Consider the following 24,851-nt stretch of genomic DNA (forward strand, 5'->3'; position numbering starts at 1 on the left):
TTCCAATCAAACAGGCTTCTTCAGAATCATAATTTATTCCCACCTTTTCATACTGTAAAGCGATATCAAACGATATGCAATTCTTTGGGTTAAGAATTGTTAAACCTACAAGGGTGATTTTGTTGCTCTTGTGCTCAGAAACAAACAAAACCCATTGAAGAAAAGTGAGGTTGGGAAACTAACCTCACTTTTTAAAAGTATCCATTTAAACTTGTTAAGTTGGGAAAAGCGTTTTTCTTTTATTAGGAAAGCGCTTTTCTTTTTCTGAAAAATTGCTTTCTTTAGCTTTTTTAACTGCTTATGAAACGTTTTTTAAATATTTGTATTTTAATGGTTTCCGTTTGTGTTGGCGCACAGGAAAAAGTTACAGTTTATTTCGATTTGGATAGTCACGAGATGCAGAAAGAGGGCAGTCTTAAACTTTCGGAATGGTTCTCACAAAACCAGCAGTTTGAAATTCAGAAAGTTTACGGTTATTGCGATAGTGTCGGAACTTATGGTTACAATGATAAATTAGCACTGCGACGCATCCGTACCATTTTGGATATTTTAAAAAAGAACTCCGTTAGATTTTCAAAAACATTGGAAATCAAAGGCTTTGGAGAACGTTTTGAGCAATCGCCTGATCAGGGTGAAAACCGTAAGGTGGAAATCTATTTTAACAGACCGGAAGCGAAAAGAGCCGAAAAGGAAGAAAAAATGGCTGAAAAAGTAGCCGCAATGAAAGTAGGCGATAAATTGCGACTGCGACATCTGAATTTTTACAACCGTTCCGGAAGAGTTGTGCCGAAATCCATTCCGGTTTTAGAGGAACTGTATCAGATTATGAAGGACAATCCGAAGCTGAAAATCGACATTCAGGGACACATCTGCTGTCAGCCGCAAGGCGATTTAGAAGATATTTCAACCCTCCGCAGCAGAACAGTATACAACTATCTGATTGAAAAAGGAATCGACAAATCACGTCTAACCTACCAAGGTTACGGAAGCACCATGCCTCTATATCCGATTCCGGAAAAAAATGAGTTTGAACGCGACGAAAACCGCCGTGTTGAAATTATGATAGTGGCCAATCAATAAAAAACGCGTATTTTCGTTTATAATTAGTATAACACCTTATTTGTATGAAACGTTTTGCCCTGGTTTTGATGTTGTTCTTTTCTGTTTTGCTGAATGCTCAGGAAAAATTCACGGTGTATTTTGAAAGCGGAAAACACGAGTTAACCAAAAAGCAAGCGGAACTTCTCAACACCTGGATCAGTGCCAATAAAACTTCAAAGGTGGTCGCCGTCAATGGATATGCCGATGAAGACGGAACCAATGCCTTCAATGATTCCCTGTCGCAGCGTCGGGTGAATTTCGTTCATAACATCATCTTGAAAAACAACGTAAAAATCAGGGAAGATTTTAAAACCCGAAGTTTCGGAGAAACACATAATCAGTCCAAAATTAAAGCGGAAAACCGAAAAGTGGATATTCATTACCTTCTGGAAAAAGATTTAGCCAGAGAAGAGGAAATTTTAGGATTAAAACCGGTAGTGTTGTCGGATGACGACATTGTTCCGATAGAGGAAGAAGACATGCATTTTCCGGAGGATGCCACGCTGGAAGAAAAAATCAAGCTGTCCAAACCAGGCACCCGAATTGTGCTGAAAGACATTTTATTCTACCAGAACACGTTTGCGGTGATGCCGTCATCCAAACGGGCCATCGACGAATTGCTGATGGTTTTAGACCGAAATCCGAAAATGCGTATCGAAATTCAGGGACATATCTGTTGCGTCCGGGAAGACAAGCGCAATTTGTCTCTGGAAAGAGCCAAACAGGTAAGAAGGATTCTGGAAGGCAATATGATTCCCGGAAAGCGCATCAAAGTAAAAGGTTTCGGTGTTTCGCATCCAAAATATCCAATACCGGAAGCTAATGAGCAACAGGCGGCCGCTAACCGTCGTGTGGAGATTATGATTTTGAGTAAGTAGAGGGAAAAGGGAAAAGGGAGAAGGGAGAAGGCGAACATTGTGGTAGCGATTTCTGTTTTGACTTTGGGAACAAAAAACTTATCACTTATCACTCATAACTTATAACTTATTTTTAACTTTGCGCCACAACAACACAAACATACTACATGAGTTCTGATAACAGCCAACGTTATAACCTTCGCGGAGTTTCGGCTTCCAAAGAAGATGTGCACAACGCCATCAAAAACATCGACAAGGGATTGTTCCCGAAAGCTTTCTGTAAAATTGTTCCCGATTATCTCACTAATGATGACGATTACTGTCTGATTATGCATGCAGACGGTGCCGGTACCAAATCCTCATTGGCGTACATGTACTGGAAAGAAACCGGTGATATGTCGGTTTGGAAAGGCATTGCGCAAGACGCGTTAATCATGAATATTGACGATTTACTGTGTGTTGGCGCTACGGATAACATCATGCTGTCATCGACCATCGGACGAAATAAAAACCTGATTCCCGGCGAAGTAATCTCCGCGATTATCAACGGAACGGAAGAATTGATAGCGGAATTGAAAGCATTCGGAGTAACCATTCATTCCACCGGAGGCGAAACGGCCGATGTGGGCGATTTAGTCCGAACCATCATAGTAGATTCAACCGTAACGGCAAGAATGAAGCGCGAAGATGTGGTAGATAATGCCAATATTGAAGCGGGCGATGTGATTGTCGGATTGGCTTCTTTTGGTCAGGCGAATTACGAGAAAGGATACAACGGCGGCATGGGCAGTAACGGATTGACTTCCGCCCGTCACGATGTTTTTGCCAAGTATTTAGCCGAAAAATATCCGGAAAGTTACGATGCCTCGGTTCCTGCTGATTTAGTATATTCCGGAAACGTAAAACTAACCGATAAAGTAGAAGGTTCGCCCATCGATGCTGGAAAACTGGTTTTGTCACCAACCAGAACGTATGCGCCAATTATTAAGGCGATTTTAGACAAATATACCGCCGGATTAATTCACGGAATGGTACATTGCAGTGGCGGTGCGCAAACCAAAGTACTACATTTTGTAGATAACGTTCACATAATCAAAGACAATCTGTTCCCGGTTCCGCCTTTGTTTAAACTGATTCAGGAGCAATCGAAAACGGATTGGAAGGAAATGTATCAGGTGTTCAACTGCGGTCACCGTATGGAATTGTATGTTCCGGAGGATATTGCGGAAGACATCATCGAAATTTCAAAATCGTTTGGGGTAGACGCACAAATTGTAGGAAGAGTGGAAGCTTCCGAGAACAAAAAACTGACTATTACATCCGAATACGGAGTGTTTGAATATTAATAACGGCTTATGTACAAACAACTTATCCGTCCGCTATTGTTCTGCTTCGATCCGGAAGCCGTGCATCATTTTACATTTTCCGCCGTTCGTCTGGCGAATAAAATTCCTGGTTTTTCATCGCTTTTCAAATCGCTTTATGAAGTGAATGACAAGCGTCTGGAGCGCGAGGTTTTCGGTTTGAAATTTAAAAATCCGGTTGGTTTAGCCGCTGGTTTTGATAAAGACGCCAAATTATACCAGGAACTTTCCAATTTTGGGTTCGGTTTTATCGAAATCGGGACGCTTACCCCGAAAGCGCAGGGCGGCAATCCGAAGCAGCGGTTGTTCCGTTTGCGCGAAGATTCTGCCATTATCAACCGAATGGGGTTCAACAACGGCGGAGTGGATGAAGCCGTGAAACGTCTGAAAAAAAACAAAGGGGTGCTGATCGGTGGCAATATCGGTAAAAATAAGGTAACGCCCAACGAAGAAGCTGTTAAGGATTACGAAAAATGTTTCAATGCGTTGTTTGATTACGTCGATTATTTTGTGGTGAATGTAAGTTCCCCGAATACGCCTAATTTAAGAGCTTTGCAGGATAAAGAGCCGTTAACGCAATTGCTGCAAACACTTCAGAATCTGAATAACGCGAAATCCAGTCCAAAGCCGATTCTTTTAAAAATCGCTCCCGATTTAACTGATGAACAGCTTCTGGATATCATCGACATCGTCAAAGAAACCAAAATCGCCGGAGTGATTGCCACCAATACCACGATTTCCCGCGAAGGACTGAAATCCATCAACCGTATTGAAGCAGGAGGATTATCCGGGAAACCGTTAACCAAGCGCTCGACGGAAGTTATTCGGTTCCTTTCGGAGAAAAGCAACAAAGCTTTCCCGATTATCGGAGTGGGAGGAATCCATTCCGCTGAAGATGCTCTCGAAAAATTAGAAGCCGGAGCCAGTTTAGTACAGTTGTACACCGGTTTTATTTACGAAGGTCCGGCACTCATCAAAGCCATCAACAAAAAGATTTTAGAAAAAGCATAAATAGTCTTACATTTGGCTATTATGAAAACAGAACACGTTAAAATCATCGAATGTCCGCGTGATGCCATGCAGGGAATCAAAGACTTTATTCCTACGGAAAAAAAAGTGCAGTACATCCAATCCCTATTGCGCGTAGGTTTTGACACGATTGATTTCGGAAGTTTTGTTTCGGCGAAAGCCATTCCGCAAATGCAGGACACGGCCGAAGTTTTGGCAAAGCTGGATTTGTCAAACACCCAAAGCAAATTGCTGGCGATTATTGCTAATACCCAAGGCGCAGAAAACGCGTCGCTTCACCCTGAAATTCAGTATTTGGGCTTTCCTTTTTCGATTTCGGAGAACTTTCAGATGCGCAACACCCACAAAACCATAGCCGAATCGTTGGTTACTTTGGAGGAAATTCTCAACATCGCCGATACATCCAATAAAGAAGTGGTTACCTATATTTCGATGGGCTTCGGAAATCCGTACGGCGATCCGTGGAATGTGGAAATCGTTGGCGAGTGGACCGAAAAACTGGCAAGTATGGGCGTGAAAATCCTTTCGCTTTCCGACACTATCGGCAGTTCAACTCCTGACGTTATTGATTATTTGTTCTCCAACCTCATACCGAAATACCCGAACATCGAGTTCGGCGCACATTTGCACACCACGCCGGACAAATGGTTTGAAAAAGTGGATGCCGCGTACAAAGCCGGTTGCCGTAGATTTGACGGTGCAATACAAGGATTTGGCGGCTGCCCGATGGCCAAAGACGATTTGACCGGAAATATGCCTACCGAAAAGATGCTTTCTTATTTTACCACTGTGAAAGCCGATACCAATCTGAACCCCATGAGTTTTGAAAGTGCCTATAACGAAGCGCTTAAAATTTTCACGGTGTATCACTAAACGTTAATTTATCCCTAATTTCAAATTTTTAATTCCAAATAATTGTGTACATTTGCATGCAATTTAACTACAATTGCAACATGAACGCACACACTACTAAAATCGTCGGAGAAGGGTTAACCTACGACGATGTTCTACTGGTTCCTAATTATTCCGAAGTACTTCCGCGCGAAGTAAGCATCAAAACAAAATTCACCAAAAACATTACGCTGAACACCCCGATTGTTTCTGCCGCAATGGATACGGTTACGGAAAGCGCTATGGCAATTGCTATGGCCCAGGAAGGCGGTATCGGCGTTTTGCACAAAAACATGACCATCGAACAGCAGGCTGCCGAAGTACGCAAAGTAAAACGTGCCGAAAGCGGAATGATCATCGATCCGGTAACGTTACCTTTAACCGCAACTGTAGGTGATGCTAAACAAGTAATGCGCGAATTCAGCATTGGTGGGATTCCGGTGGTGGATGGAAATCAGATTTTGAAAGGAATCGTGACCAACAGAGATTTGCGTTTCGAGAAAAACAACAGCCGTGCCATCACCGAAGTAATGACTTCCCAAAACCTGGTAACCGCTCCGGAAGGAACGACTTTAAGCCAGGCGGAAGAAATCCTTCAGGGCAATAAAATAGAAAAATTACCGGTAGTCAATTCCGAAAATAAATTAGTAGGATTGATTACGTTTAGAGATATCACAAAACTTACCCAGAAACCAAACGCTAACAAAGACAAGTTCGGTCGATTACGCGTAGCAGCCGCTTTAGGAGTAACAGCCGATGCCGTGGAAAGAGCTTCTGCCTTAGTAGCAGCGGGTGTGGATGCCGTAATTATTGATACCGCACACGGTCATACCAAAGGTGTGGTAACGGTTTTAAAAGACGTAAAAGCGAAATTCCCAGAACTGGACGTAGTAGTTGGAAACATCGCTACTCCTGAAGCCGCGTTATATTTAGCCGAAAACGGTGCTGATGCCGTAAAAGTAGGAATCGGACCGGGTTCCATCTGTACAACCCGTGTGGTTGCAGGAGTTGGTTTTCCTCAGTTTTCAGCAGTATTGGAAGTGGCGGCAGCTTTAAGAGGGACTGGTGTTCCGGTAATTGCAGACGGTGGAATCCGTTATACAGGCGATATTCCCAAAGCAATTGCAGCCGGAGCGGATTGTGTGATGTTAGGATCCTTATTAGCAGGAACCAAAGAATCGCCGGGTGAAACGATTATTTTCGAAGGCAGAAAATTCAAATCGTACCGCGGAATGGGATCTGTGGAAGCGATGAAAGAAGGATCGAAAGACCGTTATTTCCAGGATGTGGAAGACGATGTGAAAAAACTGGTTCCGGAAGGAATCGTAGGCCGCGTTCCTTACAAAGGCGAGTTAAACGAAAGTATGCTACAGTTTATTGGAGGGCTTCGTGCCGGAATGGGGTACTGTGGAGCCAAAGACATTGAAACGCTTCAGACAACCGGACGTTTTGTGCGAATCACCACCAGCGGAATCGGGGAGAGCCATCCGCACAATGTAACGATTACCAAAGAAGCGCCTAATTACTCGAGATAATTTTAAAGCTATAAAAAAAAAGGGATACATTAAAAAACGTATCCCTTTTTTTATTAGCATTGTTCCAGACTGGTCAGCAGCGTTTTATCGCCAACTACCCACAGAATATCGCCGTCTTCCAAAACCAGATGCGAATCCGGGTTGAGCATACGTCGGCCGTTGCGTTCAATTCCGACCACCAAACCGCTTGTTTTTTCCCTGATTTGCGATTCACGAATGCTTTTGCCGATGAAAAATTCGTTTTTAAGCTCCAGTTTCTGCAAGACAATATTGTCGGAACCTGTATTGTTTTCGGAAGGTTCCTGTTCGTTTTTGTCCAGGAAACTTTTGAATTCTTTTATCTGATCGTCTGTTCCGATCACGTGGATTTCATCACCCGGAAACAAACGTTCATTTCTGCTCGGAACATTGATGGATATTTCACCTCGTTTGATGAAAGCGATGTTAATGCCTGTTTTTTCCCTAAGCTGCAGTTCTTCAAGAGTTTTGCCTGCCAGATTAGACTCTTTGGCTATTTCAAAATCAGCCATGTGACCGTCCCAAGGTGTTAAATCTCTGCGTCTTCGTTTTTCCACAGCAATTTCCCGGTCGTTATAATTTTTCAGGAAATGATTTTCAATCCGGTTGTACAGCAAATGCAATTGTTTCGGGAAAAGAATATAAGTGGTAATGGCTATTACCAAGGCGATAAAGGCAATGCCCGGAGAAAAGAAATTGTTGAGTACAAAACCAATGTAAAATAAGGCCAGTGCCATTTTAAAAAGGATTATCATGACCAAAGGGCCTTTGTACCGTCTTTCCTGGCGTAACAGGTCAACTTCTTCCACAGCCACTCTTCGCAGTGAAATGGCCCATAAAAAAGGGGAAATAATCACCAGAGTGATGATGGCCGCAATGGCATTACCAAATTTGGAATCTTCAACAATTGGCAGGATAAATCGTGACGACAAAAGAATAATGGCAATAATAATTACCGAGTGAATTACAACCTGTGTCAGACTCGAACGGATGAATTTCTGCCAGGTACTCAGCGATTTAATGGATTGCGCATTCGAACTGTAAATGTCTATGGCTCTTACCCATTTTCGAGGTAATTTTTTTTGCAGGAATTCTGCAAATGGGGTAGCTGCCTTAATTAGGAATGGTGTCGTAAAAGTCGTTATGGCTGATACCGCCACCACTATCGGATATAAGAAATCACTCGTTACTTTAAGGGACATCCCCAGCGTTGCGATAATAAAGGAAAACTCTCCGATTTGCGCCAAAGACATACCGGTTTGTACCGATTGCCGCAGCGGTTGTCCGGAAATCATCGCACCAAGTGCCGAGCTGGTTGATTTTCCTAATATCGTAAGCAATGTGATAATAAGAACCGGAACCGAATACTCCACCAAAGTGTCTAAATTGATAAGCATCCCCACCGATACAAAGAAAACTGCACCAAATAAATCTTTAACAGGTTTAATCAGATGTTCAATGCGTTCGGCTTGTGTGGTTTCCGCAATGATAGACCCCATGATGAAGGCGCCCAATGCTGGTGAAAAACCTACTTCGGTGGCCAAAATCACCATCATTAAACAAAGGGCAAGGGAGCAGATGAGTAAAGTCTCCTGAGTAAGAAGATTTTTAGCCTTTTTAAGCAGTGTCGGGATAAAGAATATACCACCGATAAACCATAAGATCAGGAAGAACACCAGTTTTAAGACAGAATCAAACAATTCAGTTCCCGAAAACTGCTGGCTTACAGCTATCGTTGAAAGTAAAACCATGAGCAAAATGGCCACAATATCCTCAACAATCAGGGCGCCGAAAACAATGCCGGCAAATTTTCGTCCTTTCACATTCAATTCGTCAAAAGCTCTTAAAATAATGGTGGTAGAAGACATGGAAAGGATGGCTCCAAGGAAAATACTGTCCATCTGCGACCAATTCATCCATCGGCCTACCAGATAGCCCAGCAAGATCATGGTGACAATCTGAACGGTTGCGGTTATCCCTGCGGTTCCGCCAACTTTCATCAGCTTTTTAAAACTGAATTCAAGCCCCAGACTGAACAAAAGGAAAATCACCCCGATTTCAGCCCAAACCTCGACACTGTGGGTGTCTTTTACAGACGGGAAAAAGTCAAAATTGTTACCGGCCAAAAAACCGGCTATTAAGTACCCCAAAACCAAGGGCTGTTTAATTTTTTTGAAGAGTAAGACCGCGACACCGGCCGTCATTAAGATTAACCCCAAATCGCTGATTAAGGGATACAGGTGATGAGTAGATTCGGCTGCAACAGTTAAGCTTAAAGGCATGGAGTTTAAGTTTGAATTGTCACAATATACGAAATACCGCTTTTTTAGTCAAGTTTTTCGGGTGTGATGCGCGTTTTTTAAGATGAATTTATGATATAGAACAAAAACGCCCTGACTCAAAGAATCAGGGCGTTTTGAATGTATAGGTTTTAAAGCAATTAAATGCCCAGGTAATTACTTGGTGTAATCTTCAGCAATTCGGCTTTTACATCATCCGAAACAGCTAAAGTTCCGATGAAATTGTGAATCGCTTCTTTGTTGATAACCGTATTGGTTCGGGTTAGGTCTTTCAAGGCCTCGTACGGATTCGGATAGCCTTCGCGGCGTAAAATCGTTTGGATGGCTTCGGCTACTACGGCCCAGTTTTTTTCCAAATCTTCTGCAAATTTATCTTCGTTTAAAAGTAGTTTGTTCAGTCCTTTCAACGTAGCTTCAAAAGCGATTAAGGTATGTCCTATCGGAACACCGATATTTCGTAAAACCGTGCTGTCGGTCAAATCGCGCTGTAATCTTGAAACTGGTAATTTCGCTGATAAATGTTCGAAAATCGCGTTGGCAATCCCTAAATTCCCTTCCGAATTTTCAAAATCAATCGGGTTTACTTTGTGTGGCATCGCTGAAGAACCAATTTCGCCCGCTTTAATTTTTTGTTTGAAATAATCCATCGAAACATAGGTCCAGATGTCGCGGTCTAAATCGATTAAAATGGTGTTGATGCGTTTTAAAGCGTCAAAGAAAGCTGCAAAATGGTCATAATGCTCGATTTGTGTGGTTGGGAACGAATGGTGCAACCCTAAAACATCTTCCACAAAATCTGTTCCGAATTTGCGCCAGTCGTTGTGCGGATACGCCACCGCATGCGCGTTGTAATTTCCGGTTGCGCCACCAAATTTAGCCGCAAAAGGCACGTTGAAAAGCAAACGCATTTGTTCTTCCAGGCGCTCTACAAAAACCTGGATTTCTTTTCCCAGACGGGTAGGAGAGGCCGGTTGTCCGTGCGTGCGGGCCAACATCGGAACGTCTTTCCATTCGAGGCTTAACTCTTTCAGTTTGGCAATCACATTGATTAACGACGGCATGTACACTTTTTCAAAAGCTTCTTTAGTCGATAACGGAATCGCGGTATTGTTAATGTCCTGAGACGTTAATCCGAAGTGGATGAATTCTTTGTATTGTTGCAGTCCTAACTTGTCGAAAGCCGCTTTGATGAAATATTCCACCGCTTTTACGTCGTGGTTGGTCGTTTTTTCGGTTTCTTTAATCCAGAGTGCGTCTTCGGTGGAGAAATTCTCATACATTTTGCGCAATTCCGGGTATAAGTTTTTATCAACGCCGGATAATTGCGGTAATGGCAATTCACAAAGTGCAATAAAATATTCCACTTCCACCAAAACACGGTAGCGGATTAAAGCTTCTTCGGAAAAATATTGGGATAAGGAAACCGTTTTGTTTCTATAACGACCGTCAATCGGTGAAATAGCGTTCAGTTCAGTTAGTTGCATGGTGTTTTGTGTTGTTTTTGAAGCTGCAAAGATAATTTTTTTAAGGCAGAAGGCAAAAGGCAAAAGACAAAAGTTGTATTGAATCGAAAACGAACGTCCACTTCTCCCTTGTCCCTTGTCCCTTGTCCCTTGTCCCTTACCCCTTACCCTAATTCCTTTTTCACAAATTCCATCCCGTCACTGGCACTCATCGGAATTACTGTTACAGGATTGGCAACATCGTACATGGTCGCCGGTTTCGGATCAATGTAATAAATCGGAATGTCGGGATTAGTATAATTGATTAAACCTGCGGCCGGATACACTTGTAATGAAGTTCCGATAACAATCAGATAATTGGCACCTTCCACGATGTCTATTGCTTCATCAATTGCCGGAACCGCTTCGCCAAACCATACAATATGCGGACGGAGCTGATGGCCGTGCGCATCGGTATCGCCCAATTTTAAGTCGGATTTCCAGTCCAGAATGTAATTTTCGTTGACTGTACTGCGCACTTTCAGCAATTCGCCATGCAGGTGTAAAACCTTGGTGCTGCCGGCGCGTTCGTGCAAATCGTCTACGTTTTGAGTAATGATGTGTACGTCGAATTGATGTTCCATTTCAGCGATGATTTCGTGTCCGCGGTTGGGTTGCACTTCTAAAAGCTGGGCGCGGCGTTTGTTGTAGAAATCCAAAACCAATCCCGAATTTTTGGACCAGCCGATCGGTGAGGCGACTTCCATAATATCATGACCTTCCCAAAGGCCGTCGGCATCGCGAAAGGTTTTGATACCGCTTTCGGCACTCATTCCGGCTCCGGAAAGGATTACGAGTTTCTTTTTCATGGTTTATGGCAATTAAAAAACCTCAAGAGTGCGATGCAATTGAGGTTTTAAGAGTGTTGTTATTTACGTTATACTTTTCCCAGCGCATACAATTGCTCCATTGTTGGTGTTGCATTGCCGCCTTCCGGTTCCAGCGTAATTCCAAATGCTTCGGCTTCGTGAGTATTGTCAACGCGGTACATTTTTGAGGAGGAAGCAGTGGCTCTTTCCAACAAACCAATACTGGTTGGGGTGAACGGATCCATTTTTAAAGCCCAAACCTGATAAACCATACCTTGTGGCGGTTCCGGAAGGCTTTTGGCATCAACATATACTGCCTGAGTGGCTCTGTTCCAATACACTTTTACTGAGGCGGAAGGCATGGCTGCTTGTCCGTCTAAGGCAACAATGGTGTTGTTCGGATCGCGCAGAATTTCCATCATGTTTTCCACTGCTTTGTTTTTTTGCTCCAGTGTAGACACGGTTTGCTGCATTTTGCTGTATTCGGCTTTGTTTTTTTCGATTTCGGAATTGATTTGCTCGTTCATCGAATCGTTCATTTTTAAGTACATCAGCCCGGCGCCTAATAAGAGGATGAACGAAGCGACCCATCCTAAGTATTGCGTCCAGTTTGTTTTTTGTTTTAAATGAACAACTTTCGGATCATCCCCTAACAATTCCTGACGGATTTTATCATAGGTTTCCGAAGAAATAGTTGGGGAAACACTTTGTGAAAGATCGATAACCGCTTTTTCAATAGCTGCAATTTCCGTCCGGATAGCGGGACTGTCAGCGGCCATTTGCTGTACATCCTGCCGTTCTTCTTCCGATAATTTTCCGAAAACGTAAAGCTCTAAAATACCACTCTCTATGTATTCTCTGCTGTTCATTACACTTTCAATAGGTTTCTTAATTCGTTAATGCAGTTTCGGTTTTGTGTTTTCACGGTGCCCAAAGGAATTTCAAGCTCGTCGGCCACTTCCTGTTGGGTGTAGCCTTTAAAAAAGAGCAAATCAATCAGTTGGATGCATTTTGGCTTTAGTTTTTTGACAAATTCGTGAATACCGATTGTGTCTATTTTGTTGATCATCCGGCCGGGATCGTCAAGAATATGTACGAAATTGTCTGCCGATAAGTTTTTTTGCGAGTTGTTAAAGTCTTTCGAACGCAATTTGTCGATAGCCGCATTGCGGGCGATATTCAGAATCCAGGTGAAAAAGCGTCCTTTGTTTTCGTTGTAGCTGTCCAGGTTTTTCCAGATTTTAACGAAAACTTCCTGTAGCACGTCTTCGGCTTCTTCCCGGTCTTTAATCAGATTGAAAATGACACCGAAAAGGCTTTTGGCATACATATCGTATAAAAGCGTGAAGGCTTTGTCGTCTTTTTTATAAATTTGCTCCAATAATTCTTCTTGTGTCATAAGTAGGAATTAATCCCTTAAAAATAAGAAACAAATTTGATAAATCCGCTTTTTTGATGGAAAACCTTTTTGCAGACCGCAATTACCTTAGCTATTTGGAAACATTCATAACCGAAAACCGCAAAGAAGGTTTTTTAAAAGTATTGCAAAATCGCACAAAGCATTTTACCGTTGCCATGGAAGATGTTTATCAGTTGCACAATACCAGTGCGGTGATGCGGAGTTGTGAAGTATTTGGAATACAGGAACTTAATGTAGTGGAACAGCGTTTCGGAAAGCGAATCGACAAGGAAATTGCGATGGGTGCTGAAAAATGGGTAGATATCCGTCGGTTTTCCACCAATCAGGATTGTATTAACGATTTGAAAGCCAGAGGATATCAGATCATTGCCACCACGCCGCATGAAAACGATTGCATGTTAGAGGATTTTGATATTACCAAGCCATCTGCCATTTTCTTCGGTACGGAAAAATTAGGACTTTCCGATGAAGTTTTGCAACAGGCAGACGGTTTTCTGAAAATCCCGATGGTAGGTTTTACGGAAAGCTTAAACATTTCGGTATCGGCAGCGATTATCCTGCAAAATATTTCCACCCGTTTGCGGCATTCCGACATCGACTGGAAATTAACCGAAGCGGAATTACTGGAAAAACGCATCGACTGGACCCGAAAATCAATTAAGGATATTGATTTTATTACGAAAAAATATTTGGAGCAGGTTTAGGAGGTTCAGTTTCAGTTTTGACTATTGGTATTTAAATAAAAAAACGCCTTGATATCAAGGCGTTTTTTTATTTTTATTTTTTTAAAGCAACTGCAAACTGTTTACTTTTCATTTTTCACTTTTCACTTTTCACTTCTCACTACTTATTCTTCTTCAGCAATTTATAATCCTCGTAACAGCCTTTAATAGCGTCCATGATCTGCAAATCGTTGGCGGTTTCAATAAACGTATCGGAGTAATTACAATTCTTCAGAATTTCTTTGATTTCCTTTTTTTCAATCCCTAATAAAGCGGATACGGTTTCGCGGTCGTATTTGGAAGCCAGTACGTTACGGACGGTCTCGTCTTTTTTAAACTCGCGGAGTTTTCGCATTTCTTTTCCTTTTTTTCCGAAGACATTGTACAGCGCATCGGCAGGGTTGGATAAAGCGCCTAATACTTTTTTAACCTGAGAGGAAGAATTTCCGCCGGATTCGTATCCGTACGGCAAACCCGAAATACTGTAACGTTGTGCTTCGTTTAAGGCAATCAGTTTGGTGTCTACTTCCATATAGCCGGTTAATAAATATCTTGGGATGAACACTTCTTCAATGGCAAAAGCCTTTTCGGTAAGTTTTACCTTAAAACCGGTTTTGTTTTTAATCCAGTCTGCAGAAACACGGATTTTAATCGATTGAAATCCGATATAGGAAAAGTGTAGGGTATCGTTAACTTTAGCCTCAATTTCAAATTCTCCCATGCCGTTGGTAGATGTTCCTTTTACCGTATTAAGGTTAATTACGTTAACGTCTTTTTTGGGTAATAAATTGGCTTCATTAACAACGGTTCCGGATATTTTGGTACGTCCTTCTTCCTGAGCGAAAGCAGATAAGGAAAATAAGGCGAATAAAAAAACTACAAAATATTTCATACTTGTTTTTAGAATGGTCTAAAAGTACTAGATATTTTGTAGTTTCTATAAGAATTTAAAGAAAATTAACAAAAAGAATTAGCTTCTTCTCGGTCTTCTTTCTCTTGGTGTGCTTGAATCGGAACGACGAGGTGCTGCACTGCTGCGTCTTTCGTTTCTCGGTGCTCTGTCATCCGAACCGCTTCTTCTGTCGGAACGTCTTTCGCCACCAAAACGGCTTTCACCGCGTGATCCTCTGTCGCGGTCTCTTCCGCCACCGAAACTTCTTCTTTCGCCACCGCGTCCATTGTGATCACGACGACTGGAGTTGCTGCTTCCGTCGTTTTTAGAGATTTCCACGTTAATTCTTCTTCCGTGAAGTTCGTATCCGTTTAAGATGTCCATTACTTTAGCGGTGTGCTCTCCGTCAGTATTGAAGAAAGAGAATCCTTCTTTAACATCTACTTTGAAAACATCGTCACGTCCTAAATCTAAAGTTTCTTTTAAGAAGTCTTTCAGTTGCATCCAGTCGAAATCATCTCTCGAACCGATGTTGATGAAATAACGAACAGGGTCGCCTGCTCTGATTTCTCTTGGTTCCGAACTTCTTTCGCCTCCCTGGCTTGACAAGTCACGTTTTGATTTGTAGTACGATAAGAAACGGTTGAATTCCACAGAAACCATTCTTTTTATCAGTTCTTCCTTGCTTAAATCCTGAAAAACTTCGTAGATAGCCGGCAAATAGTTGTCGATTTCGTGATCGATTTCCGTATCGTGAATTTTATTGGCTAAGTGCAATAACTGGATTTCACAGATTTCGATTCCGCTTGGGATGGTTTTTTCTTCAAACTTCTGTTTGATGATTTTTTCAATCGAATGAATTTTACGGATTTCACTCTTCGTTACAATAACAATGGAAGTTCCCAATTTCCCCGCACGACCGGTACGGCCCGAACGGTGGTTGTAGGTTTCAATTTCATCCGGTAACTGATAGTTTACCACGTGGGTTACGTTGTCTACGTCGATTCCGCGAGCGGCCACATCTGTAGCCACCAACATCTGAATCTGACGGCCACGGAACGCTTTCATTACCCCGTCGCGTTGTGCCTGGGATAAATCGCCGTGTAAAGCTGCAGCGTTGTATCCGTCTTCGATTAATTTTTCGGCAACCGATTGTGTGTCGCGTTTGGTACGACAGAAAACTACCGAGAAAATATCCGGGTTGGCATCTGCTAAACGTTTTAAAGCTTCGTAACGGTCACGGGCATTTACAACGTAAAATTCGTGTGAAACCGTTGCCGATCCTGAGTTTTTATGTCCAACGGTAATTTCAACCGGGTTAGACATGAATTTTTTTCCGATGCGCGCTACTTCAGCAGGCATGGTAGCCGAGAATAACCAAGTGTTTTTCTCATCTGGTGTGTCCGATAATATGGAACAAATGTCGTCGTAGAATCCCATGTTTAACATCTCATCGGCCTCATCCAAGATACAGAAATCGATGTTTTTAATGTTTACAAGACCTCTGTTAATCATGTCCTGCATTCTACCGGGTGTAGCCACAATAATCTGTGCACCACGTTTTACCTCTCTAGCCTGTTCTGTAATGCTTGCACCACCATAAACAGCCACAGTATGTAACCCCTTTATGTACTTTGAGTATAATTTAATCTCGTTGGTGATCTGTAAGCATAACTCACGCGTTGGCGACAAAATTAATGCCTGAGTATTTCTGTTCTCAGCATCAATTTTCTGAATTAGCGGGAAACCAAAAGCGGCGGTTTTCCCTGTACCTGTTTGCGCTAAGGCAACTAAATCTGTGTTTTGTTCCAATAGTACTGGAATCGCTTTTTCTTGCACTTCTGACGGATTCTCAAATCCTAGATCTTTAATCGCCAGCAGTAGCGACTCATTCAATCCTAATTGTTCAAATTTATTCATAAAATATTTTAAATTGGGTGCAAAAGTACTGCTAATAAACGAGACTAACTAATGAAAAAACTTTATTTGTGAATTTATTAGTATTTGATAATCAATAAATTAGAAAATTAACCCTGAAGAAAGTTTGAAGATTTGAAAATATTTACGCCTTTTTATTGAGGATTTGACAATGAAATTAGGCGTTTTTAAGGAAGGAAATCAGTTGTTTTACTGCTTTTCCGCGGTGGCTGATGGCCGATTTTTCATCCATGGAAAGTTCGGCAAAAGTCTTGGTATAACCATCAGCTACAAAAATGGGGTCGTAGCCAAAACCATTTGTTCCGCGTTTTTCATTAATAATATTTCCGTGGATGATTCCGGTAAATAGATGTTGTTCTCCATTCATATTCAGGGCGATAACGGTTTTGAAATTGGCTTTCCGGTTGGTTTCACTTTGCAGTTTTTCCAATACTTTATTCATGTTGTCATCATCGTTGCGCTGCGAACCGGCATAGCGCGCGGAATACACGCCGGGTTCACCGTTCAGGGCATCAATTTCCAGACCGCTGTCGTCGGCAAAACAGGCATAACCGTAATGTTCGGTAACGTAATTTGCTTTCAGGATGGCGTTGCCTTCAATGGTTTCGGCAGTTTCGGGGATATCTACGTCGCAACCGATGTCTTCTAAACTTAAAATGCGAACATCGGAAGGTACTAATTGCTGTATTTCCCTGATTTTGTTTTTGTTGTTGGAGGCGAAAACGAGTTGAAGCATATTGGTTTGATTATGTTGTGGGAGCAAAGATAAGGTTTGGTTGCGAAAACGGATACTTTTTAAAGGTAATGTGAGTTTAGAGGCAAAACCTTCAACTAAAATTCACTTTGCAACAAAAGGATTAAAACGAAAAAAATGTTACACATTCTGCAACAAAAAAATCAAAATGAAAATTTTGTTACGACAACACTAAAGCCAAGAAGCACAAACCGATTCCCTTAATCCATGTAATCCGTGTAATTTGTGACCATTATTAAAAAAAAACTACCCCAACAATTGGAATAGGTTTTGTTTTTAGGAGTAATTTGAAAAAAGTGTTACTTAACCCTTTGGCTGTTCATCAAAGTTAACCATCCAGTTAATGCCGAATTTGTCTGTAAACATGCCAAAATAAGCGCCCCAAAAGGTTTTGTTCATGGGCATGGTCACTTGTCCGCCTGCAGAAAGTGCATTAAACAGTCTGTCCGCTTCATCTTTACTTTCAGCGTTTATTGAAATGGAAAAATTGTTGCCTTGTTTGAAATCGGTAGCCCATCCGCCGCCGGTGTCACTTCCCATCAAACAGGTTTCTTTACTGATCGGAAGGGTAACGTGCATAATTTTATTGCCGTCTTCTTCGCTCATGGGCGGGCAATCTTCACTGGGCGGCATGTCTTTGAATTTTCCTATATACGGGAATTCTCCCCCGAAAACCGATTGGTAAAATTTGAAAGCCGCTTCGCAGGTACCGTCAAAAGTCAAATAAACATTTACTGTTGCCATTTTTTTTATAATTATTTGTTGGTTAAATCTATCTGTGTTGGTCAATTAATATTTTGTTTCCATCAGGATCGGTTAGAGTGATGTATTCCGGACCTGTTGTGTCGCTGTTTGCTTCCCGTGTTAAGGTTATACCGGAATTTTTTAACTGGGCCTGAATGCTTCTTACATCATCAAAATCCTCAATGGGTTGGGCATTGCCGTCCCATCCGGGATTGAAGGTAATGATGTTGTCTTCAAACATGCCCTGAAAAAGCCCGATAACGGAATTTTCGTTTTTCAGAACAATCCAGTTTTGGTCAATATTTCCGCCTTTATAGGTAAACCCTAATTTTTCGTAAAACTCTTTAGATTTGTGAATGTCTTTAACGGCCAAACTAATCGAAAATGCGCCTAATTTCATGTTTTTTTGATTTGGTTAATTTGTATATAATGTTTCTGTTGCTTTGCAAACGGCATCAATTTACAAAAAGTTTATCAGGAAACATATTGTTCAATATACATTTTTCATTAATAGTATTCGGTGTTTTGGGTATAGCAGTAATGTCCCTTCCGAAAAAAATAAACCCAAACTCCGCTTTTATGAAGTTTGGGTTTATTATTACTAAAAATAATGAGTCTATTCCTTAATAATTTTTATTGTTTTGACTTTATCCTGAGATTGGATGGACAGGTAATAAGTTCCCGAGGTCAGTCCGGATACATCAATTTTTGATGCATTAGCCTGTGCCGATCGGGTAAGAACCTGCTGGCCTAAAAAATTATAAACCGTTACCGCTGTAATCTCATGGGAAGATGACAAATTTAGGATGTTTTTTACCGGATTTGGGTAAACGGTCAAGCCGCTCATATCAAAATCGTTACTGCTTAAGTTGGTCTCAACATTTACAACATTCCTGAAAACCGGTCCCCATATACCGGTATTGTCTTTTATCCGAATATTGAAAACATGAAGCCCGACAGCAGGTAAAACGATTCCCGTTTTTGAGAGTTGTTCAAGAGCGCTGTCAAAGTTACCGTCGGTGGCTAAAACAGCTGTTCCGTTCCCTTCTCCCGGGTCGTTGTCCCAAAAATATTCGGCTTGCAAAATACTCATGATGGCTGTAGTGGTAGCGGTATTAACCTGAACAATATTTGTAAAAACCGGCCCCCAAACCCCTGTGTTATCCTTAATTCGGATGCAAAATTTATGCAAACCTGTTCCCGGTGCAGAAATTCCATTTTTTGACAATTGTTCAAACGCACTGTTGAAATTTCCGTCGGTAGCTAAAACGGCTGTACCATTTCCTGCACCCGGATCGGTATCCCAGAAATATTCGGCCTGGGTTATAGAGGTCTGTGCACCACATAAACTTATCGCCAACAATGCGATGAAGCTGTAAATATATTTTTTCATCTGTGTGTAATTTGGGATTATTTAGAAAAACCTGAACCCGAAACATTTAAAGTATCCCCGGATATAATGATTCTTGGTGTAACTAAATAGTTTATCTGTGGTTTACCTCCGGAGTCTGCCGGCCAATAGTTTGCCCAGCTGTTGGAACCGCCGTAGTGCCCGGCATCGTTTCGTGTTAAATCTAAATCGGTGTAGCTCAGTGCCGGGTTTCCTGCATTAACGTTTGCACCAGTAACGGTGTAAGCTGTATTGTTGAAGTTCATGTTAGCAGCTCCCGTATTGTTGCTTTGCGTGATGGTCCCTTCTGTTACAAAAGGATTTGTAGATACGTTATAGGTAGCTGTTACTATCGCAACACTATTATCATTTTGGATACAGGCATTGGTTTGAGCTACAACAAAAGAAATCGCATTGTTCATGATTGCAATGTTTCCGCCAGTACCCGGATCGCCATTTAAGCTGATATGGATAGGTGCTACGTCTCCACCAAGAGGTTGGTAAACCGTATTGTTTACAATTTCGTTGGTTCCGCTTGTTTTGGTATTATAAATTCCAAACCCACTAGTAAAGTTGTTATAGAATTTAAAATTATAGCTGGTTTGTTGACTTCCAATCCAGGAAGACACAGCATTTCCTATGATTTCAATATCGGATGTTGCCATAGAAGTATCAGAAGACGTGTTATAGGCATTCATTCTGTCTACGTTGTTTCCGGTCATTCTTCCGTGTGAAAAAAACACGTAGCCACTAACCGTACATCCAGACATGTTTGTTGTTGTGTTTGCCGGTGTGGTATCCACATTATTCAAATAACAGTTCAATAGATTGATGGTTGTTCTTCCGCCTGTTGTGGCACCCGTTGCCACTACGTTGTAGATGGTAAAGTTACCGGAGCTTAAGTTGCTTATCGTTACGACCCTTCCGGCTGCCGGATTGATGTTAATGGTTCCTCTGATGAAGTATTTGTTGTAATTGGTTTCGGAAACGAAGGTTAGTGATTTGTTGATGGTCAGGTTTTCAATGTAAGCCGATCCGTCGGTTTTGGGCTGAATGATGATTCGGTCTCCGTTGTTCGCTGCCGTTATCGCTGCTGATACGGTTGTATAAGCACCACCTGCGCCTGTTGCTCTAACGTACAGATCCGCTGCACTGGCCATCGTAGTAAACAAACCTGCGATTGCCGTAAAAAGTAATTGTTTTTTCATGATTTTTGTTTTGCTTTATTTTTAAGTAATTATTGTTTTATCAATTTAAGATCTCATTCCGGCTCCCAATGGTCTGTGATTATAGTAGTCCCAAGACTAAATGATTCTTAAAAATCAGGAAGATGAATGAGTGTTGTATTTATAATCGGATAGTTCAAGAGTATGTTTTTCGTAAAGCGGCTGCAATATTATAACAAACAAAACCTTGTATATTTGGTAATGAGTATTTGTCGGTTTTGAGGAAGTATTTAACGGCTATGAAATGGTATTCGATGTTTTTTAAAGAGAATTCGTCTGTTGATTTACCCCGAAAACATTTAAATTAAAGCCAGTCGGCAGACTGGCTTTAATTGGATATTATTTTACTTTTTTAAGCCAGAAATAATCATTCCATCCTTCGATTAATCTTGTAGGATCGGTGTTTTTGGTTCTGTCTTGTTCCGGGATTAATACAATCTTTTTATCTTTAACAGTGAAATTGTAGATTCTCGGATCGTTTTCCCCTTCAATAGTAAGTTCAATTTTGTAAGCACCGTCGGTAAGATCTGCAAATTTAATCTCACCAGGTTTGTTCACCAGTTTAAAGGCACAGGAAACTTCATTCCATTTTGCTTGTTCTACTTGGGCTGTATTTGGTCCGTTACCGTAATGTTGCGCATACAATTTATTGTCTTTGAACATATTTACCGACCATTTCACACTCTTGTTGGTTTTTCTGCTGTTGGAAGGATTTGGCATAAACTCTTCATGAGTAATATAGAAACCAAAAAGAAGATTACCGGTATTGGCATGATTTAAATAAGCAAAATTATTCCAGGGTCCTCGTACCACATACATTTCATTCATAGCGGCATAAGGATCTGAATTCGTTAGTTTAGCCAACTCAAAATCAAAAGAATAAAACATTTTGTCTCCGGCATAAAAATCCAATCGGTAATTGCCCGGCCCCCAGTCTGTTATGAACGATTCTGAATGTCCAATCCATTCGCCATCACGTTGGTAACGGCTGCTTGGTTCATTGAATTTTGTTTTCTTACCGTCATCAAAAACCTGATCTCCCGAATATTCAAAATAGTTCATGTATTGGTTGTCTTTGAACACCTTGATTCTTAAATACTGTGACTGATCCGAAAAGGCATGAACTGTTCTTCCGTCAACCGTTTTATTCGGAATAAAAGTTGCCGTATAACTGTTAATGGTTCCGGCAGTGGTACCGTAAAGCAGAGAGTTGAAAGTTATGGCAGGCGTTTGTTTGAAAGTAGTCCAATCTAATTTTAAACCTCCAAAATCACCGCTTTTGCCTCCTTTTCCTGCTTTTCCTTTGGCAGATTTCAGCACCTTGTCTGCAGTTTTGGTTGCTTCAACAGCAGTTCCGGCATCATTGGACGCTTTTTTAAGCTTATTCAATAACTGTGCATTAGAAGCGGTAAAGGAGAATAAAGATGCAATAATGAGTGCACTCGTTCTAATTTGTTTCATGTTTTACTGTTTTTTGAAATTAATAGTACTCTGTTTTCTTAAATACAGGCCAAACTTAAATCAAAAGAAAATGGGAATTTCGGGCAATGAACATCTGTTTCCTTTTAAAGGAAATTCGTTGAAGATGGAAGGAAATTCGTTTTTCGGAAAATTTACGCCTGAAGGTTTTCAAGCAGTACCATGAACTCTTCTTTTTTACGAACCGAAAGCGGAATGGTAATTTTGTTTTTCATTACAATGGTATTCCCACCGTCGGTTTTGATGAAATGGTCGAAATAGGCCATGTTGATTAAATGCGATTGATGGGTACGGAAAAAGTTGTGCGGCGTAAGCAGGGTTTCATACTCTTTAAGATTGGTAGAAACGATTAACTTTGGCGCATTGATGAAATGAAACGTAGTGTAGTTTTTATCCGATTCGCAGTTTACAATATCCTGAATATTTACCGAGTAAATACGGTCTGCCGTTTTAAGAATAAGATTCTGCAGGTTTTTAGGGCGCTCCAGATTGGCAAATAAGTTGCTTAGCTTCATTTCAAAAACTTCCTTGTTAAGGGAACTTTCGGCCTTTTTAACCGCTTCGGCTAAATCATCGGGATCAAGCGGTTTCAGTAAATAATCAATGGCGGAAAATCGGAAGGCCTTAACCGCAAAGTCTTCGTAACCCGTAATAAAAATGACTTTAAAATTGATGGGTTTTAATTTCTGAAGCAAATCAAAACCGGTTCCGTCCGGCATTTCAACATCCAGAAAAACAAGATCGGGCGACAATTGCTTTATGAGTTTTACTCCGGATTCCACAGCGTCGGCTTCTCCAATTATGGAAACAGTAGGGCAGGTAGCCTTAATTAAGGCACTGTTCTTTTTTCGGATATTCTCGATATCATCAATAATTACGGCTCGTAACATGTGTGTTTAATTTTCGTAAATATAAGGGATTTCAAAACTAACTTTTGCACCCACAACATTCTCATCGTTGTCTTTTATGTTGTCGGTAAGTACCACAAAATCCTGATTTTTAGTATAACTCACCAGTCGTTCTTTGGTAATGGTCATGGCCAGAGATTTGTGGCCGTTTATTTTTGGTGCCGTGTCAAATCCTTTGCCGTTATCGGTAACCTCAAAATACAGCTTGCTTTCCTTCAGGTAAAAATGAATGTCGATTTTTCCCTGCGCTGTGGTGTTGCTCAAACCGTGCTTAATGGCATTTTCAATAAATGGCTGGGTTAACATTGGCGGCAAAAGGATAGCTTCCTGATCGATGTTGTCTTCCACCTCAATGCTGAAACTGAATTTATTGTCGTACAAAAGTTGCTGGATGGCCAGATAATTTTGGGTCATTTCTATTTCTTCCGCAAGCGAAATGTAATTTTCATTCGAATTCTCCAGGATTTGGCGCGTCAGTTTGGAAAATTTGGTCAGGTAATTTACCGCTTCGGTATCTTTTTTGTCGTAAATCAGCCCCTGAATATTGTCGATGGAATTGAAAATGAAATGCGGATTCATCTGCGTTACCAGAAGTTTTTGCTTGATTTGCTCTTTTTCAAGTACGGTAATGGCTTGCTTTTGTTTGTTGTTGCGATAATAAAAATAACCGCCCGCCAAGATTAGTAAAAGTAAACCCGACAATCCGATAAGCCAGTTGTTTTTAACGGCGTTTTTCTTTTCGGCATCCAGTTTTAATTTCAATTCCTTTTTTTCGAAATCGTATTTGAGTTGTTGTTTTTCCAATACATTTTTTGAAGTTTCTCCTTTTTTATAGTCAACGATACTATCGTGCAACTTATACATTTCGAGGGCTTTTCTGTAATCTTTCCGGATAGTACTCAATTTGAACAAAAGTTCGCTTCCCACTTCCTGAAGATCGAGGTTTCCCGTTTCTGTACTAAGGTCTAATCCTTTTGTTATAAAAGAATAGGCTTTGTCGTAATCCTTTTTTGCAAAGTAAAGTTGTGCCATACTGGTATAACCATTGGCAAGGCTTTTTGGGTCAGGTTCGCCTTTAAGGGCTTCATTTAAAATTGCTTCGGCTTCATCATATTTTTGCTGTGCCACCTTAACACTGCCAATCCGGGTCAGAACATAGCTGATTTTAAACGAACTGTTTGATTTTTTGGCAAGTTCAAGCGCTTTGTTCAGGTAATAAACAGCCTCATCATATTTTTTCAGGTTGCGATAAGAAACACCGATAACGGAATAGGAAACAAATCGGGTATGATCAGTGCCGTCTTCATATTCCAGACTTTTATTGGCATCACAACAGACAATAACCCTTTTGCTGTATTCTATAGCCTTCTCATAATTTTTCTGATTAACATAAAGATCGGCTAATAAGGAACATACACTTCCTATTTCCACAACCGGATTATCGCCAGGGTGCTTTTCAAAATAACGTAAAGCAGCAAACAAACAGTCGGTGGCCTTTTGATATTCTTTGATTTTGGCATAAAAACGTCCTTTTGTCATTACCGCAAAATACATGTCATTATACAGTTTTTCCGATTTAAAAAGGGCGATACTTTTATCGATAGCCGCCAATGCTCTTGGTGTGTCGCCTTTTTCTTTATACTCGGTCATTAATCCTTGATAGTAATCGGCCAGACATTGTACATAGGCTTTATGCACTTTGGGTGAAACTTTTTTCTTGAGGCATTTCATGGCATAATCGCCCTGCATGCGGTTCAGGATGTGATATTCTTTATCCGTTTCATTATAGTTTTGTGACTTGGCAATTAGCAACGAATACAGTTTAACGGTATCATGCACTTTTGGGTTTTGGACGAGCAGTTTTAACGAATCAATCGTTCTGTCCTGCGAATAACCGGCAGCGGCAATGATAAAACATGCGAATAAGGCAAGCTGTTTAAGAATTTTGAACATTATAGGATTAAGTTTTGTG

22 protein-coding genes are annotated in these 24,851 nt (G+C 41.1%); 7 read left to right on the forward strand and 15 right to left on the reverse strand.

The annotated features are described in order from the left end of the window. Nucleotides 1–300 precede the first annotated feature (300 nt). From G498_RS0108830 to guaB, 6 genes are all read left to right on the forward strand, one after another. Nucleotides 301–1,080, forward strand: a complete 780-nt coding sequence (locus tag G498_RS0108830; RefSeq protein WP_026980848.1) for an OmpA family protein — start codon at nt 301–303, stop codon at nt 1,078–1,080. A gap of 44 nt (nt 1,081–1,124) precedes the next feature. Beyond that, nucleotides 1,125–1,979: an OmpA family protein gene (locus G498_RS0108835; RefSeq protein ID WP_026980849.1), complete on the forward strand. Its 855-nt coding sequence runs from the start codon at nt 1,125–1,127 to the stop codon at nt 1,977–1,979. Between the two features lie 146 nt (nt 1,980–2,125). Further along, entirely contained in the window at nt 2,126–3,304 is a 1,179-nt protein-coding gene (locus G498_RS0108840; protein WP_026980850.1) for an AIR synthase related protein, read from the forward strand. 9 nt (nt 3,305–3,313) lie between these two features. Next, on the forward strand, nt 3,314–4,333 hold the full coding sequence (locus G498_RS0108845) for a quinone-dependent dihydroorotate dehydrogenase (protein ID WP_026980851.1): 1,020 nt from the start codon (nt 3,314–3,316) through the stop codon (nt 4,331–4,333). 21 nt (nt 4,334–4,354) lie between these two features. After that, nucleotides 4,355–5,224 (forward strand): hydroxymethylglutaryl-CoA lyase, encoded by an 870-nt coding sequence (locus G498_RS0108850; protein ID WP_026980852.1) that lies wholly within the window; start codon nt 4,355–4,357, stop codon nt 5,222–5,224. Between the two features lie 80 nt (nt 5,225–5,304). After that, nucleotides 5,305–6,777: an IMP dehydrogenase gene (gene guaB, locus G498_RS0108855; protein ID WP_026980853.1), complete on the forward strand. Its 1,473-nt coding sequence runs from the start codon at nt 5,305–5,307 to the stop codon at nt 6,775–6,777. Nucleotides 6,778–6,830: 53 nt separating this feature from the next. Here the strand turns inward: guaB and G498_RS0108860 are convergent, their stop codons facing one another. The 5 genes from G498_RS0108860 to G498_RS0108880 all read right to left on the reverse strand — a co-directional run bounded on the left by G498_RS0108860 (nt 6,831) and on the right by G498_RS0108880 (nt 12,805). Next, nucleotides 6,831–9,077: a cation:proton antiporter domain-containing protein gene (locus G498_RS0108860; RefSeq protein WP_026980854.1), complete on the reverse strand. Its 2,247-nt coding sequence runs from the start codon at nt 9,075–9,077 to the stop codon at nt 6,831–6,833. A 158-nt stretch (nt 9,078–9,235) separates the two neighbouring features. Beyond that, complete coding sequence (purB, locus tag G498_RS0108865; RefSeq protein WP_026980855.1) at nt 9,236–10,579, reverse strand: adenylosuccinate lyase; 1,344 nt, start codon at nt 10,577–10,579, stop codon at nt 9,236–9,238. Nucleotides 10,580–10,722: 143 nt separating this feature from the next. After that, complete coding sequence (locus tag G498_RS0108870; RefSeq protein ID WP_026980856.1) at nt 10,723–11,406, reverse strand: SIR2 family NAD-dependent protein deacylase; 684 nt, start codon at nt 11,404–11,406, stop codon at nt 10,723–10,725. A gap of 68 nt (nt 11,407–11,474) precedes the next feature. Next, a complete protein-coding gene (locus G498_RS0108875) occupies nt 11,475–12,275 on the reverse strand; it encodes an anti-sigma factor (protein WP_026980857.1) in 801 nt (266 codons plus the stop codon). Beyond that, the gene (locus G498_RS0108880; RefSeq protein WP_026980858.1) at nt 12,275–12,805 is read right to left on the reverse strand and encodes an RNA polymerase sigma factor; all 531 of its coding nucleotides are present in this window, start codon (nt 12,803–12,805) and stop codon (nt 12,275–12,277) included. The genes G498_RS0108875 and G498_RS0108880 overlap by 1 nt, the downstream gene beginning before the upstream one ends. 56 nt (nt 12,806–12,861) lie before the next feature. On the opposite strand from G498_RS0108880, the gene G498_RS0108885 reads away from it, so the two are divergent. Beyond that, entirely contained in the window at nt 12,862–13,530 is a 669-nt protein-coding gene (locus G498_RS0108885; RefSeq protein WP_026980859.1) for a TrmH family RNA methyltransferase, read from the forward strand. A gap of 139 nt (nt 13,531–13,669) precedes the next feature. On the opposite strand, the gene G498_RS0108890 is transcribed toward G498_RS0108885, so the two are convergent. The 10 genes from G498_RS0108890 to G498_RS15425 all read right to left on the reverse strand — a co-directional run bounded on the left by G498_RS0108890 (nt 13,670) and on the right by G498_RS15425 (nt 24,832). Then, nucleotides 13,670–14,440, reverse strand: coding sequence for a carboxypeptidase-like regulatory domain-containing protein (locus tag G498_RS0108890; RefSeq protein ID WP_026980860.1), 771 nt, complete (start codon nt 14,438–14,440; stop codon nt 13,670–13,672). Nucleotides 14,441–14,518: 78 nt separating this feature from the next. Then, entirely contained in the window at nt 14,519–16,360 is a 1,842-nt protein-coding gene (locus G498_RS0108895; protein WP_026980861.1) for a DEAD/DEAH box helicase, read from the reverse strand. A gap of 175 nt (nt 16,361–16,535) precedes the next feature. Then, complete coding sequence (locus G498_RS0108900) at nt 16,536–17,114, reverse strand: non-canonical purine NTP diphosphatase (protein WP_035744881.1); 579 nt, start codon at nt 17,112–17,114, stop codon at nt 16,536–16,538. 321 nt (nt 17,115–17,435) lie between these two features. Continuing rightward, entirely contained in the window at nt 17,436–17,876 is a 441-nt protein-coding gene (locus G498_RS0108905) for a VOC family protein (RefSeq protein ID WP_026980863.1), read from the reverse strand. A 28-nt stretch (nt 17,877–17,904) separates the two neighbouring features. Beyond that, nucleotides 17,905–18,276: a VOC family protein gene (locus tag G498_RS0108910; RefSeq protein ID WP_026980864.1), complete on the reverse strand. Its 372-nt coding sequence runs from the start codon at nt 18,274–18,276 to the stop codon at nt 17,905–17,907. 216 nt (nt 18,277–18,492) lie between these two features. Then, nucleotides 18,493–19,269, reverse strand: coding sequence for a T9SS type A sorting domain-containing protein (locus G498_RS0108920; RefSeq protein WP_026980866.1), 777 nt, complete (start codon nt 19,267–19,269; stop codon nt 18,493–18,495). A gap of 17 nt (nt 19,270–19,286) precedes the next feature. After that, the gene (locus G498_RS0108925; RefSeq protein WP_026980867.1) at nt 19,287–20,474 is read right to left on the reverse strand and encodes a hypothetical protein; all 1,188 of its coding nucleotides are present in this window, start codon (nt 20,472–20,474) and stop codon (nt 19,287–19,289) included. A gap of 357 nt (nt 20,475–20,831) precedes the next feature. Beyond that, nucleotides 20,832–21,953: a hypothetical protein gene (locus G498_RS0108930; RefSeq protein WP_026980868.1), complete on the reverse strand. Its 1,122-nt coding sequence runs from the start codon at nt 21,951–21,953 to the stop codon at nt 20,832–20,834. A gap of 152 nt (nt 21,954–22,105) precedes the next feature. Then, nucleotides 22,106–22,861 carry a LytR/AlgR family response regulator transcription factor gene (locus tag G498_RS0108940; RefSeq protein WP_026980870.1) on the reverse strand — a complete coding sequence of 252 codons (756 nt, stop codon included), beginning with the start codon at nt 22,859–22,861 and terminating at the stop codon, nt 22,106–22,108. A gap of 6 nt (nt 22,862–22,867) precedes the next feature. Continuing rightward, nucleotides 22,868–24,832 (reverse strand): tetratricopeptide repeat-containing sensor histidine kinase, encoded by a 1,965-nt coding sequence (locus tag G498_RS15425; protein ID WP_026980871.1) that lies wholly within the window; start codon nt 24,830–24,832, stop codon nt 22,868–22,870. Between the last annotated feature and the right edge of the window lie 19 nt (nt 24,833–24,851).

The organism is Flavobacterium suncheonense GH29-5 = DSM 17707 (genome assembly GCF_000430025.1).
GTDB classification, from domain to species: Bacteria; Bacteroidota; Bacteroidia; order Flavobacteriales; family Flavobacteriaceae; genus Flavobacterium; species Flavobacterium suncheonense.

Bases quoted from the DNA above. Each gene is read 5' to 3' on its own strand.
- G498_RS0108830 (WP_026980848.1), top strand. From the start codon at position 301: ATGAAACGTTTTTTAAATATTTGTATTTTAATGGTTTCCGTTTGTGTT.
- G498_RS0108835 (WP_026980849.1), top strand. From the start codon at position 1,125: ATGAAACGTTTTGCCCTGGTTTTGATGTTGTTCTTTTCTGTTTTGCTG.
- G498_RS0108840 (WP_026980850.1), top strand. From the start codon at position 2,126: ATGAGTTCTGATAACAGCCAACGTTATAACCTTCGCGGAGTTTCGGCT.
- G498_RS0108845 (WP_026980851.1), top strand. From the start codon at position 3,314: ATGTACAAACAACTTATCCGTCCGCTATTGTTCTGCTTCGATCCGGAA.
- G498_RS0108850 (WP_026980852.1), top strand. From the start codon at position 4,355: ATGAAAACAGAACACGTTAAAATCATCGAATGTCCGCGTGATGCCATG.
- guaB (WP_026980853.1), top strand. From the start codon at position 5,305: ATGAACGCACACACTACTAAAATCGTCGGAGAAGGGTTAACCTACGAC.
- G498_RS0108860 (WP_026980854.1), bottom strand. From the start codon at position 9,077: ATGCCTTTAAGCTTAACTGTTGCAGCCGAATCTACTCATCACCTGTAT.
- purB (WP_026980855.1), bottom strand. From the start codon at position 10,579: ATGCAACTAACTGAACTGAACGCTATTTCACCGATTGACGGTCGTTAT.
- G498_RS0108870 (WP_026980856.1), bottom strand. From the start codon at position 11,406: ATGAAAAAGAAACTCGTAATCCTTTCCGGAGCCGGAATGAGTGCCGAA.
- G498_RS0108875 (WP_026980857.1), bottom strand. From the start codon at position 12,275: ATGAACAGCAGAGAATACATAGAGAGTGGTATTTTAGAGCTTTACGTT.
- G498_RS0108880 (WP_026980858.1), bottom strand. From the start codon at position 12,805: ATGACACAAGAAGAATTATTGGAGCAAATTTATAAAAAAGACGACAAA.
- G498_RS0108885 (WP_026980859.1), top strand. From the start codon at position 12,862: ATGGAAAACCTTTTTGCAGACCGCAATTACCTTAGCTATTTGGAAACA.
- G498_RS0108890 (WP_026980860.1), bottom strand. From the start codon at position 14,440: ATGAAATATTTTGTAGTTTTTTTATTCGCCTTATTTTCCTTATCTGCT.
- G498_RS0108895 (WP_026980861.1), bottom strand. From the start codon at position 16,360: ATGAATAAATTTGAACAATTAGGATTGAATGAGTCGCTACTGCTGGCG.
- G498_RS0108900 (WP_035744881.1), bottom strand. From the start codon at position 17,114: ATGCTTCAACTCGTTTTCGCCTCCAACAACAAAAACAAAATCAGGGAA.
- G498_RS0108905 (WP_026980863.1), bottom strand. From the start codon at position 17,876: ATGGCAACAGTAAATGTTTATTTGACTTTTGACGGTACCTGCGAAGCG.
- G498_RS0108910 (WP_026980864.1), bottom strand. From the start codon at position 18,276: ATGAAATTAGGCGCATTTTCGATTAGTTTGGCCGTTAAAGACATTCAC.
- G498_RS0108920 (WP_026980866.1), bottom strand. From the start codon at position 19,269: ATGAAAAAATATATTTACAGCTTCATCGCATTGTTGGCGATAAGTTTA.
- G498_RS0108925 (WP_026980867.1), bottom strand. From the start codon at position 20,474: ATGAAAAAACAATTACTTTTTACGGCAATCGCAGGTTTGTTTACTACG.
- G498_RS0108930 (WP_026980868.1), bottom strand. From the start codon at position 21,953: ATGAAACAAATTAGAACGAGTGCACTCATTATTGCATCTTTATTCTCC.
- G498_RS0108940 (WP_026980870.1), bottom strand. From the start codon at position 22,861: ATGTTACGAGCCGTAATTATTGATGATATCGAGAATATCCGAAAAAAG.
- G498_RS15425 (WP_026980871.1), bottom strand. From the start codon at position 24,832: ATGTTCAAAATTCTTAAACAGCTTGCCTTATTCGCATGTTTTATCATT.